We start from the raw sequence: 14,739 nt of genomic DNA on the forward strand, positions 1-14,739 counted from the left end.
GCTCCTACCGGGAACGGCCTAGAAGATAGCCAAGTGTGAAAATCCCAAGGGCGAATAGGATCGGCCTTTTATGTGGAAACTCCTCAAGCTCTGTCATGACTTCTTCTAATTGCGTTGACCACTCATCCAGGCTTTCGACAATTCCGTCCGTCATCGATTTGTGTGAATCAGCTTGTTTGCCGCTGTTCGAAGCTGAGATGCCTTCTCGTGCGCTGGATTGTTCGGCCAACTGGCGCCGCAACTCTGCGACTTCGGCTTCTAGCTGTGCTTTGGTTACCATCACTTGGGTCCTTCGATGGTCGCGCAAAAATCAGGCTCGCGACTTTTTCCTTTGTCGAGGGCCATGTTAATTCGATTTTTTGAATTCGGGAAAGGGTGTTATCCCGATGCAGCGATCAGCACCCGGCCCGGATGTGATCAAGCCTGCGCACGCGCTATCCGTTTATCAATAGTCTGATACCAGCAAGAAATTGGGTTTTGTGTTTTCTTCAATCGTTGCAAAGCGCGGAATGGGATCCTCGAACACATTATCGGTCCGGTCATCGTTGACAGTTGACACCTCGCCAATCAGGCAGTCGCCCTGTTCCGCCCAGAATGCGTGCCAGATACCCGGCATCAGGGTTACGCTCTGACCGGGTTTCAGCCTTAGCAGCTCTCCAGGTTTGATGGTGACAGGGCAGTTGTCGCTGGGAACAACCACCGGGTTATCCCGGTCTATACCGCCGTCCGAGTCCGAGGCATAAATCTCCATAACCAGATCGCCGCCGCCCCGGTTGATGATGTCTTCGGCCTTGATGATGTGGCGATGCATCGGGGAGAGTTGCTTGTCCCGAGAAACCAAAAGCTTCTCTGCATAAAGCATGCCGCGACCTTTTTTCAGATCCTGCACATCGCCATTGCGCAGGGTAAATAGGAACAGGCCAAGCTCATCAAATCGGTCTTGGCCGTAATCGGTAATGTCCCACCCAAGCCCGCGGTCACGGATGCCTTGTGCCTGTGCGCTGCGCATTTGTTCTGGCGACCAGTTTGCAAAGGGGGGCAGGACGGCCCCGAACGAGCGAATGAAGGCCTCGGCTTCGGTTTTGATGTCGTTGATATCTGATCTTTTCATCTCGGTCCCTTAGGGGGTCAAAGTTCATGCGCCCAAGGCGGGTTTGCGCCGGCGCGGGAAACGGTGATGGCGGCGACGTCTGCACCTTTGGCCAACGCCGCGCGCAAGACGTCTGGGTCTAACGTCCGAAGATTGGCCTTGGTCAATCGACCTGCACGGTCCAACTCAGCCAGAACGCCAGCGTTGAAAGTGTCACCGGCACCCACCGTATCGACCACCTCGACCGCTTTGACAGGCACCGAAGTTTCGGACCCGTCCACCAGATATCCCGACGCCCCATCACTGCCGCGTGTTACGATAACTACGGAAGGTCCTGCTTGCAGGAGTAGCGGGACTTTCTCGGCCAGTGTTTCAGGCCCTGGAACGATCCAGTCCAGATCTTCGTCCGAGACTTTCACGATATCAGATTGAGCGATCATACGGTTCAATCGTGTACGATACCGTGATTGATCCTTGATAAATCCGGGTCGGATGTTTGGGTCCAGCATGACTGCCCGGTCTGATCCGTGGCGCTCCAGCAGGGCCGCGTAGGCGTCCGCACAGGGTTCACATGCAAGACTGATCCCACCAAAATACAAGGCGGATACAGTAGGCAGCTGTTTTGGCATGTCCTCAGGCATCAACATGCGCCCAGCCGAGTTTTCGTCGACAAAGCTGTAGGTGGCATGGCCGTCCACTAGCTGTACAAAGGCCAGTGTCGTGGGGCGATCCGATCGGATCACATGGCTTGCTTCCACATGGCTGGCTTGCAGCGCGTCTGCCAGTTGATGTCCGAACATATCTGTCGACAAGCCTGTCAACAGACCCGCCGGCGCGCCCAGCCGACCCAAAGCAATGGCTGTGTTGAAGACGGCACCACCGGAATGGGGTACGAAACCGCGCGACCCAGAAACGGTTGGCTCGGCGATCATGTCGATCAGGGCTTCACCGCAGCACAAAATCATGCCGTGGTCCTTTCTGTAACAGGGTCAGGCGGTCAGTTTACCGCGCGAGCGCACTTTTACAGAAATTGTTAGCGCCAACAATGCCAAATTCATCCTGCTCTGACACATACAAGTTCATTGAGCGCCGCAAGTCACTGAACCGCCCACCGGCGTTAAAGGCATCCCGGAACGCTTCTTTGAAGAGCCAGCGGTTTTTCTCGGCCACGCCACCCACAAGGAAAACACCTCCTGTCGGCATGTAGGCGACGGCCAAGTCGCCCATAACAGCCCCAAGGTGGGTTTTGAACATATGCGCAGTTTTGACCGCAATCGGGTCGGATTCCGCCAGCGCGTCCTGCAGTATATCCTTAGCGCTGCGCCTTGTAGCATCGGTCTGTCCAGCGGCCATGCAGGCGGCTTGGTACAGAATGGGAAGGCCAGTGCCGCTGAGGAACATTTCCGCTTCGATCACTAGGCTGTCATCAAAGAAGCACTCGGGCGCGATATTGCGTGCCGCTTTGAAGACTTCGACCTCATCCTCGTGGCGTGGGGACAGGCCGACATGGCCACCTTCACCCGACGCGGTATGGTATCGCCCTTGGGAATACAGCAATGCGCCGACGCCAAGGCCTGTGCCGGGGCCCACAACCAGCCGCGTTCCGACTGGCGGTGTCTCAGCCCCTTGCAGCACCTCGACATGATCACCGGTGATTTCGGCGACCGACCAGGCGGCGGCGGTGAAGTCATTGATAACAAACGTATGCTTGGCGCCCGTAGCTTTGCCGATATCGCGTTCAGACAGGTCAAGATGCGCATTCGTCAACCGGATTGTCCCGTCCTTGACGGGTCCAGCTCCGGCCGCAACGACGGCGCGTGGATCGGTGCCAATCTCGTCGCGCAGGCTGTGAAACGCATCCAGAAGCTCTTGCAACGACCCGGTTGGGTATTTGCGAAGGTCCGTCAGTTGTCCGTTCGAGATGACACCCAGTCGTGTGTTTGTGCCACCGATGTCCGCGACAAGGTTCCAATGCTCGTGCATGGTTCCGGCAGGCTGAGCCATCGGCAGAGAAACAGACCCACCGGACAATGCCGATTTCAGCGCGTTGTACGAGGCTTTGGGCGTCCGTTCGAGCGTATCGAAATCTACATCAACCAACCCGAACCGCTTTTCATAACCAAAGGACCATTCGTAATTGTCCAGCAGCGACCAGATGAAGTAGCCCTTGACCGGAACAGCTTCGTCCAGCGCCGTCTGAACTGCACCAAGGTGCTGGTTGAGGTAATCAATGCGGTCGTCATCTTGCTTGCGTTCCGGGCTCGCCATGCCGTTTTCGGTGACATATATCGGCAAGTCGCCGGTATAATTGCGCATCGTACGGGTCAGAAAGCGGGCCAGGGCATCGGGTTCAATTTCCCACCCCATCTGTGTTTTGGGAAGCGTGCCGGGTACTTCTTCCAGGCTTGGCCATGCGGTATCGGCAGGCGCGATCAGTTTGCGGGTATAGTAGTTCAGACCACACCAATCGACGGGTGCACCAATGGTGTCAAAGTCGTCTTGCCAGCCGGATGGAAGATGACGTTCCAACCCGTCCAGAACATTTTGCGGATAGGCTTTTTTGAACACACCACCTAGGAAAAACCGGTTGTAGATCCCGTCATAAAGATCAGCCGCCTTGCGCGCAGCGGGGCTGTCATCGGCAGGTTCGGCCCATTCCAGATTGAACACGGCGCCCAGGTTTGACATGCCCAGACCACGCATCGCCTCAATGGCGCGGCCATGGGCCAGCAGAACATGATGCATGGACCGTGCCGTCGCGCGAATGTCGCGCATTCCCGGTGCATGGTGGCCTTCAAAATGGCTCAGCCAGCTGACACACCACGGCTCATTGATCGGCGCTACACTGTACATGCGGTCGCCGATGCGGCTCATGATGACCTCGGCAAAGTCGGCAAACCAGTTTGCGATGTCCCGGTTGCGCCAGCCGCCCAGATCAGCAAGTGGAGAGGGCAATTCCCAATGATAGAGGGTCGCACAGGGGCGAATGCCGCGTTCCAACAAGGCGTCGGCAAGTCGGTCGTAATAATCCAGACCTGCCTGATTTACCGGGCCACGCCCTTCGGGTAAAACGCGCGCCCAGCTGGTCGAGAATCTGTAGCTATCAAAACCAGCATCACGCACAAGATCGAAGTCTTGGGGGAAGCGGTTCAAGTGGTCACAGGCCAGATCTCCATTTTCGTTTCGCACCACGTTTCCGGGCGAGGCCGCGAAACTATCCCAATGGGTTTTTCCCGCGCCACCCTGTGCGTGCCCTTCGATTTGATAAGCCGAGGTTGCGACACCAAAGAGAAAGTCATTGGGGAAGTCCGAACGAGTGTATTTCATTTTTCAGAACCTGTCTGGAGCGGGGCCGGTTGAGCCGCCAACTACCAGTTCGGCCTCCAGCAATCTAGTTTTCACCGGGTCTTCCGGAGATTTGATGCGTTCGATCAGCATTTCAGCCGCCATTTCTCCGGCCCTACGTACAGACGACCGTGTAGCGGTGAAAATCGGTACGTCCTGACCGTTCTTGAGGTAAGATAAGTCGTCGTCATGGGCGATGACCGAGACATCTTTGCCCATCTTCAAACCCGCTTCGTTAAGCGCGCGACGCACTCCGATAGCGGAAATCATAGAGGCTGTCAGGATGGCCGTAGGTGGGTCATCGAGGCGAAGCATGTCGCGGGTTTCATGGTGGCCATAAACCTCGGTCATCTCGGCGCTGCGCATCAATTCCGGGTCGGGGGACAGACCTGCCTCATGCAGGGCTTCAAGATATCCGTCACGCCGACGTTGAGCGAAATCCATATCCTCAAGCCCGTTGATCAGGGCAATGCGGCGATGCCCAAGGTCGATCAGAAAACGGGTGGCGCGCAGGAAGGAACTTTTGTTGTTCACGTCGATCCAGTCATAGGGCACGTCCACCCCGGTTGATCTGCCATGAACGATAAAGGGCACGCCCATTCTGGTTAGGACCTCGATCCGGTGTTCGTTGACCTTGGGGCCTTGCAATACAATACCATCGACCGCGCCACGCTGGAAAAGACTGCGATAGGCTTCCTCGATCGAGGTGTCATCTGCATTAGTGAACATCATGTCATATCCATGATCCGAATACTTGCGTGCAGCACCGGCGACAAAATCACCAAAAATCGGGTTCACCATTTCATGCTGGGATGAGGAGGGAATCACGTGCCCAATCACCATCGAGCGCCCTGTTGCCAATCCCTTGGCCCGACTGTTCGGTCGATAGCCATGCTTGGCAGCGGCGGCTTGGACGCGCAGGCGCGTATCCTCGTTCACCTCGGGGTAACCATTCAGCGCGCGGCTGACAGTGGTTTGAGATAAACCAAGGATTTCTGAGAGCTGCTTTAGATTCATCTTTGCCTCAAAGCGCCTTCAAATTTGATCATTTTCAGATTTGCGGGCGCCTCCCGCCCGACTGCCACATCTTGCTGGCACTGCCCTGAATATTAATAATATAGGCAACAGTAAACAGATTATTGACAAAAATTGAATGTTAGCGGATAAAGTGCGTTATCCAAAGCGCTTTGAAAATGAGTCTCAAAGGCGCGAGCAAAGTTGGGAGGAAACTTCATGAAACACTCGCTTTATGCAGGCGCGGCCACGTTCGCCCTGATGGCGGGCGCGGCGTATGCCGACAAGGTCACCGTGTTCGGCCCGTGGCTGGGGCCTGATCAGGAAAATGTCGAAAAGGTTTTGGACGGCTTTGCCGCAGCGACCGGGCATGAGTACAGCTATGTCGGCTCGGACAGCTTTGAGCAACAGATCAGAATTGATGCCGAAGCCGGATCGGCGCCCAACGTAGCAGTGTTTCCCCAACCCGGTCTGGCATCAGATATGGCCAAGGCGGGATTCCTGACGCCCCTGAGTGAAGGAACTGCGGATTGGATTCGCGACAACTATGCGGCCGGTCAGTCGTGGGTGGATCTGGGAACCTATCAGGGCCCGGACGGGCAGGACCATCTGTATGGGTTTTTCTACAAGGTCGACGTGAAATCGCTGGTTTGGTTTGTGCCGGAGAACTTCGAAGACGCCGGCTATGAAATCCCGACCACGATGGAAGAACTGAAGGCGCTGACCGATCAGATCGTTGCAGATGGCGAAACGCCATGGTGCATCGGGCTGGGGTCCGGCGGAGCGACCGGTTGGCCAGCGACTGACTGGGTTGAAGACATGATGCTGCGCACGTTGCCGCCCGAAGATTATGACGCCTGGGTCGCCAACGAATTGAAATTTAACGATCCTAAGGTTGTCGCCGCGATTGAAGAATTCGGAGCGTTTGCGCGCAACGACGATTACGTGGCCGGCGGGGCCGGTGCGGTTGCAACAACTGACTTCCGCGACAGCCCGAAGGGTATGTTCAGCTCGCCTCCGCAGTGTTACATGCACCGTCAGGCCTCGTTCATTCCCGCCTTCTTCCCCGAAGGTACGGTTGTGGGCGAGGATGCTGACTTCTTCTACTTCCCGGCCTATGAAGGCAAAGACCTCGGCAGCCCGGTTCTGGGCGCGGGCACAGTTTGGGCCATTACCAATGACAGCCCGGGCGCGCATGCGCTGATGAAATACCTGGAAACGCCCGAGGCGCATGAAGCCTGGATGGCTCTGACCGGGTTCCTGACGCCGCACAAAGGCGTCGATACCTCGGTCTTCTCAGACCCAACGCTGAAGAAGATGAACGACATTCTTCTGGGGGCCACCACCTTCCGGTTTGACGGTTCCGACCTGATGCCGGGCGGCGTGGGTGCAGGCACCTTCTGGACTGGTATGGTCGACTATACGGGCGGAACACCTGCCCAAGACGTCGCCGACGAAATCCAGTCCTCGTGGGACGCGCTGGACTAAAGCGTCTGAGATTGGGCAACCCGCTCTGCCGGGTTGCCCGAACCCATCGTCGCAAGGGAGAGCGGCATGCACCCGGCATTTCAAGGCCTGCTGACCATCGCCATCGGCGTGTCAGGTTGCGTGGGCTACTTCTATCTATCCAATCAGTTTCTGGACAGAGTTCTTTTCCCGCCTCGGGGGCCGAATGCTGGCCGCAATATCAACCGCGCGAACATGATCCGACCTTGGTTGTTTCTGTTTCCAGCGCTGGCTGCTTTGGGCTTGTATCTGGCCTATCCGGTTGTCGAAACCCTGCGCCTGTCACTGACTGATCGTGTCCCGGGCGGCGGCTACAAATGGGTCGGGCTGGACAACTATATCCAGATGGCCAAGGAGCCCAAGTTTTGGGAAGCGATGCGCAACAACATGTTCTGGCTGATCATTGTGCCTGCAATGTCGACGGCCTTTGGCCTGTTGGTGGCACAGCTGACTGACCGCATTCGTTGGGGCAATCTCGCCAAGTCGCTGATTTTTATGCCAATGGCGATCTCGTTCGTGGGGGCATCGGTTATCTGGAAGCTGGTCTATGACACTCGTCCGGCTGAGCAAGACCAGATTGGCATGCTCAATGCGCTCTATGTTTTCTTTGGCGGGACTGAGCCGCAGACTTGGCTGACGATACCGTTCTGGAACAGCTTCTTGTTGATGGTTGTCCTCATCTGGATCCAGACTGGTTTTGCCATGGTTATCCTTTCGGCCGCCCTGCGCGGAATCCCCGAGGAAACGATTGAGGCCGCTATTCTGGATGGCGCCAACCCGTTTCAGATATTTTTCCGGATCAAAGTGCCGCAGATCAAAACCACCATCCTCGTCGTCTGGACCACGATTACGATCACCGTCCTCAAGGTCTTTGACATCGTTTTTGCAATGACCAATGGCCAGTGGGAAACGCAGGTCTTGGCCAACTACATGTATGACAAGCTGTTCCGCGCCAACGACTGGGGCGTCGGGTCCGCTTCGGCCATGGTGATCATGCTCCTGGTGGCTCCGATCCTTGTCTGGAATGTGCGCAACGCGCGGAAAGAGATGGAGTAGGGTCATGAGCGATATTGCAGGAACCAAACCCGCCCTTCGCTGGGTCGTCCATGCCTCGGTTCTCTTTCTGGTGGTCCTTTGGGTCGTACCCACGCTTGGCTTGCTGATTTCGTCTTTTCGCACAGCGGACCAGATCGCAACCAGCGGCTGGTGGCGGTCGCTTTTCCCATCCGAACAAAATCTGACCCTGCGCAGCGCTGCCCCGGATACCCAGGTTCTAGAAAACGGGCTGTATGTGATCGAAGGCAATCTGTTTGACGAAGGGACGAAGGCGACAATCTCAAAATGGGGCGTCAGCTCTCGTGCAGTTGATGCCTTTTCCCCAGGAGATACAGCGGAATTGCGCAAGGGCGGCACGATCACAGTAGACGCCACTGGTAATTACCGGATGGAGAACCCGGAAGAGTTCACCGGCAGCCGTGGGTCGCGGGTTTTCGCAACTGCGGAATTGCCGCCTGAGTTTACCTTGGACAACTATCACAAGGTTCTTCTGGCGGAAGACAGTACCGACAGCATGGGGCGGGCGTTTTTTAACACGCTGACCGTAACAATCCCGGCGACGATTATTCCAATCCTCGTGGCGGCTTTTGCAGCCTATGCCTTGGCTTGGATGGATTTCCCCGGGCGCGCTTTGATTATTGCGGCTGTCGTTGGTCTGTTGGTTGTCCCGCTGCAACTGGCCCTGATCCCGTTGCTGAAATTCCACCTGAATATCGGGATTGGTAAAGGATATCTGGGGGTTTGGATGGCGCATACCGGCTTCGGGTTGCCGCTGGCGATCTATCTTCTGCGCAATTACATGGCCGGTCTGCCCCGCGATCTGATCGAAAACGCGCGGGTCGATGGCGCGACCGAGTTTCAGATTTTTACCAAATTGATCTTGCCGCTCAGCTTTCCTGCATTGGCGTCTTTCGCGATTTTCCAGTTTCTCTGGACGTGGAATGACTTGCTGGTCGCCAAGGTGTTCCTGATCGACGCATCCGGACAGACCACCGTCATGACCAACCGTATCGTCGAGCTTTTGGGCACGCGCGGCGGGAATTGGGAAATCCTTGCCACAGCGGCCTTTGTTTCGATCATCGTCCCGCTGATTGTTTTCTTCGCAATGCAAAAATACCTGGTCCGCGGTCTGTTGGCCGGGTCCGTTAAGTAGAGGCGTCTGATGAACGTGCAGAACACCGTGAAACTCGAAACAGCAACCAAAGCATCCGCCGACTGGTGGCGGGGCGGGGTGATCTACCAGATCTATCCACGCAGTTTTCAGGACAGCAACGGCGATGGAATCGGAGACCTTAGGGGTATCACCCAAAGGCTTGGTTACATCGCTTCGCTTGGCGTCGACGCGATCTGGATCTCGCCATTTTTCAAATCGCCGATGAAGGATTTTGGATACGATGTCAGCGACTATCGTGATGTCGATCCGATGTTTGGCAGCATGGAGGACTTTAAAGATCTCTTGGATCAGGCGCATTCAGTTGGGCTGAAGGTGATGATCGACCTTGTGTTATCACACACGTCGGATCAGCACCCATGGTTCAAGGAAAGCCGGTCCAGTCGAGAAAATGCCAAATCCGACTGGTATGTTTGGGCTGATCCCAAGCCCGACGGCACGCCGCCAAACAACTGGCTGTCGATTTTTGGCGGGTCTGCATGGCAGTGGGATTCCCGACGCCTACAGTACTATCTGCACAACTTCTTGACGTCGCAGCCGGATCTCAACTTCCATTGCCCGGACGTGCAGGATGCATTGCTGGATGTGGCGCGGTTCTGGCTGGACTTGGGCGTGGATGGTTTCCGTCTGGACACGATCAACTTCTACTTCCACGACAAACAACTGCGCGACAATCCTAGCCTGCCGATGAATCAGCGCAATGCCTCGATCGCGCCGATGGTGAACCCTTATAACCATCAGGATCACCTCTATTCCAAAAGCCAGCCTGAAAACATCGCCTTCCTCGAACGGTTGCGTGCGCTGACGGACGAATACGAAGGTCGTGCTTGTTTGGGAGAGGTTGGCGACGCTCAGCGCGGTCTTGAGATCATGGGAGAATACACCAGCGGTGATAGACGCATGCATATGTGCTATGCCTTTGAGTTTCTCGAAAAACGCGCTTTGACCGCCGCATATGCCAAGCAGGTGTTTTATCAGTTGGAAGAAAAGGCTGGCGATGCATGGCCTTGCTGGGCGTTCTCAAACCATGATGTTCAGCGCCACGCGTCGCGGTGGGGTCTGGACGACGCAGCCATCCGTCAACATGCAGTGCTGATGATGTGCCTGCGCGGATCAGCATGCTTGTACCAAGGCGAAGAACTTGGCCTGCCCGAGGCGGATGTGCCCTTTGATCATCTGCAGGACCCCTACGGCATAGAATTCTGGCCGGAATTCAAGGGCCGCGATGGCTGCCGCACTCCGATGGTTTGGGCTGCGCAGGACGAACAGTCCGGGTTCAGTACTGGTGCCCCCTGGTTGCCCGTCAGCCAAGCTCAGGCCGAGCAAGCGGTAGACCGGCTAGAGCAAGAGCCAAATTCGACGTTGCACCATTATCGCCGTGCCATCGCGCTGCGCCACGCGCATTCCGCATTGATGTCTGGCCATCAGCGCGAGATGGCGCAGTCTGGATCGATCCTTACCTTCCTGCGTGAGGACAATGCCCAACAGATATTCTGCGCATTCAATCTGGGATCTGACAGCGCGGAAATCACACTGCCCGACGGTAACTGGCAGGTTATCGGGGAGGAGTTGGGCGGCGTCGCAGGGGCGGGGACAATAACCCTCGGTGCGGCCCAATTCTGTTTGATGGCTCGGGTACAGGGGTAAGTCATGTCTGAACTCAATCTCACGGATGTCGCTAAAACGTATGGCAATGTCGATGTCCTAAAGAACATTAACCTCGACATAGAACGCGGTGAATTGATTGTATTTGTCGGGCCTTCGGGTTGCGGTAAATCCACATTGCTGCGCATGATTGCAGGGCTTGAAAAGATCACTGGTGGAACGCTTGAGATCGAAGGTCAGGTGATGAACGACGTACCACCCGCGCAACGGGGCATTGCGATGGTTTTCCAAAGCTATGCCCTGTATCCGCACATGACAGTGCGCGAGAATATGGCCTTTGCATTGAAAATTGCCAAAATGCCATCGGACGAGGTCGACGCAGCAGTTGACCGCGCAGCTCGTATCCTACAGTTGGAACCGTTTCTGGACCGACTTCCTAAGGCCCTTTCCGGTGGTCAGCGGCAACGGGTTGCAATCGGCCGGGCGATCGTGCGCGACCCCAAAGTCTATCTGTTTGATGAGCCTCTTTCCAATCTTGATGCGGCGCTTCGCGTCGCGACTCGCATCGAAATCGCACGCCTGAAAGAGGCGATGCCCGACAGCACGATGGTCTATGTCACCCACGATCAGGTCGAGGCGATGACATTGGCCACCCGGATTGTCGTCTTGGCCAACAAGGGGATCGCACAGGTTGGCACCCCTCTCGAACTGTATGAAACGCCTGACAATGAGTTTGTCGCGCAATTTATTGGCTCACCTGCAATGAACCTTTTGCCGGGGGTCATCACGCAGACTGGTGAGCGCACCGTCGTAAAACTGGATGGTGGTGGGACCGCGGTGACCAGCATCCCAACCGATGCAGCTGACGAGCGTAAACAGGTGAATATCGGAGTGCGTCCCGAAGACTTTCATCCCGTTGAAAGCAATCCGATTATGGAAGGGATTGTGGACTTTACCGAAGCCCTTGGCGAGGTCACGCTGTTGTATTTTGCGGCAAAAGACGGGGAGGACGCCACAATCGCAAAACTGCCGGGCGTCCAAAAAAACATGCGGGGTCAAACGGTTGCCGTTTCGGCAGATCCGGGCAAGGTTCACCTTTTTCACCAAGGTCTGTCTATGAGAAAATAACTGTAACCCATACCTGATGGATCGAAGGGTGCTATGCAGTACGCGAATGCCCCTTTTCATACAGCTTGGAAAGTTGTCTGGGCCCCGCGGCAGCAAGTCCCGGGATCTGTGTGCGTTGCCAAAAGCATGCAGTTTACGACTGTTTTTGGCGTGATTTCTTTCGGTCTGGCATGACAGAACCCGCTTTTCCCCAATTGGATTGCGGCCCAAAATCTGGTCCCGGACCGGACGGGCAACTGTGTTAATTTCTTAAGAAACGTTGCAGAAATAGGCTGCTTCGGTCTCAATATGTGACTGCGGACCCAGGGGTTAACTAGCCATATTTGCTAGATTAAATCGCAATCTGGACATACGAAATTGCCAATCCGTCACTTTTGGCCTGACAATGCCCCCGCAAAGTTCTAGCGTGGCAACCATAATAACAAAACAACACAGTCCAATAACGGGAGAACTAAAATATGGCTGAACGGAAAACCGTTTCCAGACGCTCGGTCCTGAAAGGCGCGGGCGCAGCAGCACTGGCAGCACCGCTTTACAGCAAAAGCGCGCTGGCATCTTCGGGTGAAATCAACATTTTGATGTGGTCGGACTATCTGCCGCCCGCATTCCTGCAAGAGTTTGAAACTCTGACCGGAATCAAGGTGAACTATACCGGTATCGGGTCGAACGAAGAAATCATCAACAAGATGAAGGCCACCAAAGGCCAAGGCTTTGACATCGTATCGCCGACGAACAACCGCTCGCTGCAGTGGGGGCCGCTGGAACTGTTGCAGCCCTTCGACATGAACAAGGTTCCGATTGATCTGGTGAACCCTGCGATGGCGCAGATCGGCACCGACGCCTGGAACTTTGCTGACAGCGGCGTGCACTGGCTGCCGCATATCTGGGGTACCGAGGGCATTGCCTACCGCACCGACCTGTGGCTGCCCGAGGGCGACGCCCCGTCCTATGGGGACGTCTGGTCCGAAGCAAACGCAGGTAAGACCATGGGTCGCGCACACTCGATGATGCTGGGCGCGGGTCTGTATATGGAAGCCTCCGGAGAGATGGAGCCTGGCTCTGTCTGGGCCGCGTACGGCGACGAAGACACCATGCGCAAGGTCTGGGGTCAGATCACCGACTGGTGCGTCGAGCGGAAGAACCGGATCAAGCTGATCTGGAACGACGCTGACACCCAGAAAAACGGTCTGTTGAACGAAGGCGTTATTGTCGGCCAGACCTGGGATGGTCCGCCGCTGGCGCTGAAATCAGCTGGTGAGCCGGTGCACTATCAGGCTCCGGTCGAAGGTGCGATGGCATGGGTCGACGGTATGTCGATGCCGACCGGTGCGCAGAACATCGATCAGGTTTATGCCTTCATCGATTTTGCCTATCAGGCCAAGCCTGCTGGTGTCGCCATCGATAGCCATGGCTACAACTCGCCAGTTCTGGGTGCCGACCAATATGCGGGCGACACCTACAAGAAGAACTTCGCCGAGGCCTATCCGGGCGACTCACTGGCAAACCTGAACCCATGGCCTGCTGAGGCTCCGTGGTATGCCGAAACTCGGACCGAGTTCGTCAACAAGTTCAAAAGCGCCTGATTGCTTTGACAAGGTGCCCTCCGCCACTGTGCGGAGGGCTATCAACCCGCATGCCACAACGGCGTGACGGACGCTATTTCGGTGCGGTCACGGACCGTACCTGACGGAGATACCAAAAATGAGTGCAGGGGTCGGTGTAGATCTTGAGAACCTGTGGATCCGTTTCGGTGATTTTGTTGCTGTGAGGGATGCAAACGTGAACATCAACGGGGGCGATTTCTTTTCGTTTCTCGGTCCCTCGGGGTGTGGCAAAACAACGATCCTGCGGGCCGTTTCGGGCTTTCTGGAACCAAGCGAAGGCAAAGTTCTGATCGGCGGCAAGGATATGCGGGGCATTGGCCCGAACAAACGCCCGACCGCCCTTATTTTTCAGAACCTCGCGTTGTTCCCGCTGATGAAAGTGTGGGAAAATATCACCTTCTCATTGGAGATCAGCGGCGCAAGCGCAAAAGAGCGCCGAAAGCGTGCCGATGAGCTGCTGGACATGATCGCACTGCCCGACCAGGGTGACAAGCTGCCAAGCGAGTTGTCCGGTGGTCAGCGCCAACGGGTTGCCATCGCCCGCGCGCTATGTGCGGAACCGGACGTGCTGCTGCTGGATGAACCGTTGTCCGCGCTGGACCTCAAACTGCGCCAGCATATGCGCACCGAGCTGCGAGAGATTCAAAAGCGCGTCGGCATCACCTTCATCTATATCACCCACGACCAGGGTGAAGCCCTGACCATGTCAGACAATATTGCGGTCATGCGGGCTGGTGTGATCGATCAAATCGCTGATGGCAAGACTATCTATAATGATCCCAACACTGCATTCGCGGCCTCTTTCGTAGGTGAAAACAACGTATTCCGCGGCAAAATTAAACAGATTATGGGGAACGAAGCGCTGATTTCAACGAACCGGTCTGGTGAATTGGTTGCACGCATCTCGACCGCCAACCAAGGAAAGCTGGCAGTGGGTGATGACGCCATGATGTTCATTCGCCCCGAGGCTTTTGCGATCGCCTCCGATGGTGCGTCAGGCGATCACTTTGTCACCGCGCGGGTGAACCACGAAGAATTCGAAGGTAACGTCTTCAACATCTTTACCGAAGGTGACGGCGGAAAAGAGATCAAGGTGTCCTTGCCAAACCTCGGCCAATCCTTCGATGACCACACAGGCCAAAACATCACGTTGGAATATGAGACCCGCAATGCGGTTCTGGTTCCGGCGGGTGAATTGGCCGCGGAATAAGGGGCCGACT

12 protein-coding genes and 1 pseudogene are annotated in these 14,739 nt (G+C 56.0%); 7 read left to right on the forward strand and 6 right to left on the reverse strand.

Features of this window, described 5'->3' with window-relative positions:
• Positions 1-4: 4 nt before the first annotated feature.
• The 6 genes and pseudogenes from DHN12_RS07485 to DHN12_RS07505 all read right to left on the reverse strand — a co-directional run bounded on the left by DHN12_RS07485 (position 5) and on the right by DHN12_RS07505 (position 5,452).
• Entirely contained in the window at positions 5-280 is a 276-nt protein-coding gene (locus DHN12_RS07485; protein ID WP_108859632.1) for a hypothetical protein, read from the reverse strand.
• A 165-nt stretch (positions 281-445) separates the two neighbouring features.
• A complete protein-coding gene (locus DHN12_RS07490) occupies positions 446-1,111 on the reverse strand; it encodes a D-lyxose/D-mannose family sugar isomerase (RefSeq protein ID WP_108859633.1) in 666 nt (221 codons plus the stop codon).
• A gap of 17 nt (positions 1,112-1,128) precedes the next feature.
• Positions 1,129-2,055 carry a carbohydrate kinase gene (locus DHN12_RS07495; RefSeq protein WP_108859634.1) on the reverse strand — a complete coding sequence of 309 codons (927 nt, stop codon included), beginning with the start codon at positions 2,053-2,055 and terminating at the stop codon, positions 1,129-1,131.
• A 37-nt stretch (positions 2,056-2,092) separates the two neighbouring features.
• Positions 2,093-3,094, reverse strand: a complete 1,002-nt coding sequence (locus tag DHN12_RS24755; RefSeq protein ID WP_306418398.1) for an ROK family protein — start codon at positions 3,092-3,094, stop codon at positions 2,093-2,095.
• A gap of 21 nt (positions 3,095-3,115) precedes the next feature.
• Positions 3,116-4,417, reverse strand: a pseudogene (locus DHN12_RS24760) (GH1 family beta-glucosidase); the annotation flags it as partial.
• A 3-nt stretch (positions 4,418-4,420) separates the two neighbouring features.
• Entirely contained in the window at positions 4,421-5,452 is a 1,032-nt protein-coding gene (locus DHN12_RS07505; RefSeq protein ID WP_108859636.1) for a LacI family DNA-binding transcriptional regulator, read from the reverse strand.
• A 216-nt stretch (positions 5,453-5,668) separates the two neighbouring features.
• Between DHN12_RS07505 and DHN12_RS07510 the strand changes: the two genes are divergently transcribed.
• The 7 genes from DHN12_RS07510 (at position 5,669) to DHN12_RS07540 (ending at position 14,729) form a co-directional block, all read left to right on the forward strand.
• Positions 5,669-6,937, forward strand: a complete 1,269-nt coding sequence (locus DHN12_RS07510; RefSeq protein ID WP_058276650.1) for an ABC transporter substrate-binding protein — start codon at positions 5,669-5,671, stop codon at positions 6,935-6,937.
• A 66-nt stretch (positions 6,938-7,003) separates the two neighbouring features.
• Positions 7,004-8,011, forward strand: coding sequence for a carbohydrate ABC transporter permease (locus tag DHN12_RS07515; protein WP_108859637.1), 1,008 nt, complete (start codon positions 7,004-7,006; stop codon positions 8,009-8,011).
• Between the two features lie 4 nt (positions 8,012-8,015).
• Positions 8,016-9,164: a carbohydrate ABC transporter permease gene (locus tag DHN12_RS07520; RefSeq protein WP_108859638.1), complete on the forward strand. Its 1,149-nt coding sequence runs from the start codon at positions 8,016-8,018 to the stop codon at positions 9,162-9,164.
• Between the two features lie 9 nt (positions 9,165-9,173).
• Entirely contained in the window at positions 9,174-10,829 is a 1,656-nt protein-coding gene (locus DHN12_RS07525; protein WP_108859639.1) for an alpha-glucosidase, read from the forward strand.
• A 3-nt stretch (positions 10,830-10,832) separates the two neighbouring features.
• Entirely contained in the window at positions 10,833-11,915 is a 1,083-nt protein-coding gene (locus DHN12_RS07530) for an ABC transporter ATP-binding protein (RefSeq protein ID WP_108859640.1), read from the forward strand.
• A 458-nt stretch (positions 11,916-12,373) separates the two neighbouring features.
• The gene (locus DHN12_RS07535) at positions 12,374-13,498 is read left to right on the forward strand and encodes an extracellular solute-binding protein (protein WP_108859641.1); all 1,125 of its coding nucleotides are present in this window, start codon (positions 12,374-12,376) and stop codon (positions 13,496-13,498) included.
• A 118-nt stretch (positions 13,499-13,616) separates the two neighbouring features.
• A complete protein-coding gene (locus DHN12_RS07540) occupies positions 13,617-14,729 on the forward strand; it encodes an ABC transporter ATP-binding protein (protein ID WP_058272004.1) in 1,113 nt (370 codons plus the stop codon).
• Positions 14,730-14,739: the final 10 nt, after the last annotated feature.

Source organism: Ruegeria sp. Alg231-54 (assembly GCF_900143525.1).
Lineage (GTDB): Bacteria > Pseudomonadota > Alphaproteobacteria > Rhodobacterales > Rhodobacteraceae > Ruegeria.

Coding starts and splice junctions, on each gene's coding strand:
- DHN12_RS07525 (WP_108859639.1), top strand. CDS start 9,174: ATGAACGTGCAGAACACCGTGAAACTCGAAACAGCAACCAAAGCATCC.
- DHN12_RS07505 (WP_108859636.1), bottom strand. CDS start 5,452: ATGAATCTAAAGCAGCTCTCAGAAATCCTTGGTTTATCTCAAACCACT.
- DHN12_RS07490 (WP_108859633.1), bottom strand. CDS start 1,111: ATGAAAAGATCAGATATCAACGACATCAAAACCGAAGCCGAGGCCTTC.
- DHN12_RS24755 (WP_306418398.1), bottom strand. CDS start 3,094: ATGGCTCAGCCTGCCGGAACCATGCACGAGCATTGGAACCTTGTCGCG.
- DHN12_RS07515 (WP_108859637.1), top strand. CDS start 7,004: ATGCACCCGGCATTTCAAGGCCTGCTGACCATCGCCATCGGCGTGTCA.
- DHN12_RS07510 (WP_058276650.1), top strand. CDS start 5,669: ATGAAACACTCGCTTTATGCAGGCGCGGCCACGTTCGCCCTGATGGCG.
- DHN12_RS07540 (WP_058272004.1), top strand. CDS start 13,617: ATGAGTGCAGGGGTCGGTGTAGATCTTGAGAACCTGTGGATCCGTTTC.
- DHN12_RS07535 (WP_108859641.1), top strand. CDS start 12,374: ATGGCTGAACGGAAAACCGTTTCCAGACGCTCGGTCCTGAAAGGCGCG.
- DHN12_RS07530 (WP_108859640.1), top strand. CDS start 10,833: ATGTCTGAACTCAATCTCACGGATGTCGCTAAAACGTATGGCAATGTC.
- DHN12_RS07485 (WP_108859632.1), bottom strand. CDS start 280: ATGGTAACCAAAGCACAGCTAGAAGCCGAAGTCGCAGAGTTGCGGCGC.
- DHN12_RS07495 (WP_108859634.1), bottom strand. CDS start 2,055: ATGATTTTGTGCTGCGGTGAAGCCCTGATCGACATGATCGCCGAGCCA.
- DHN12_RS07520 (WP_108859638.1), top strand. CDS start 8,016: ATGAGCGATATTGCAGGAACCAAACCCGCCCTTCGCTGGGTCGTCCAT.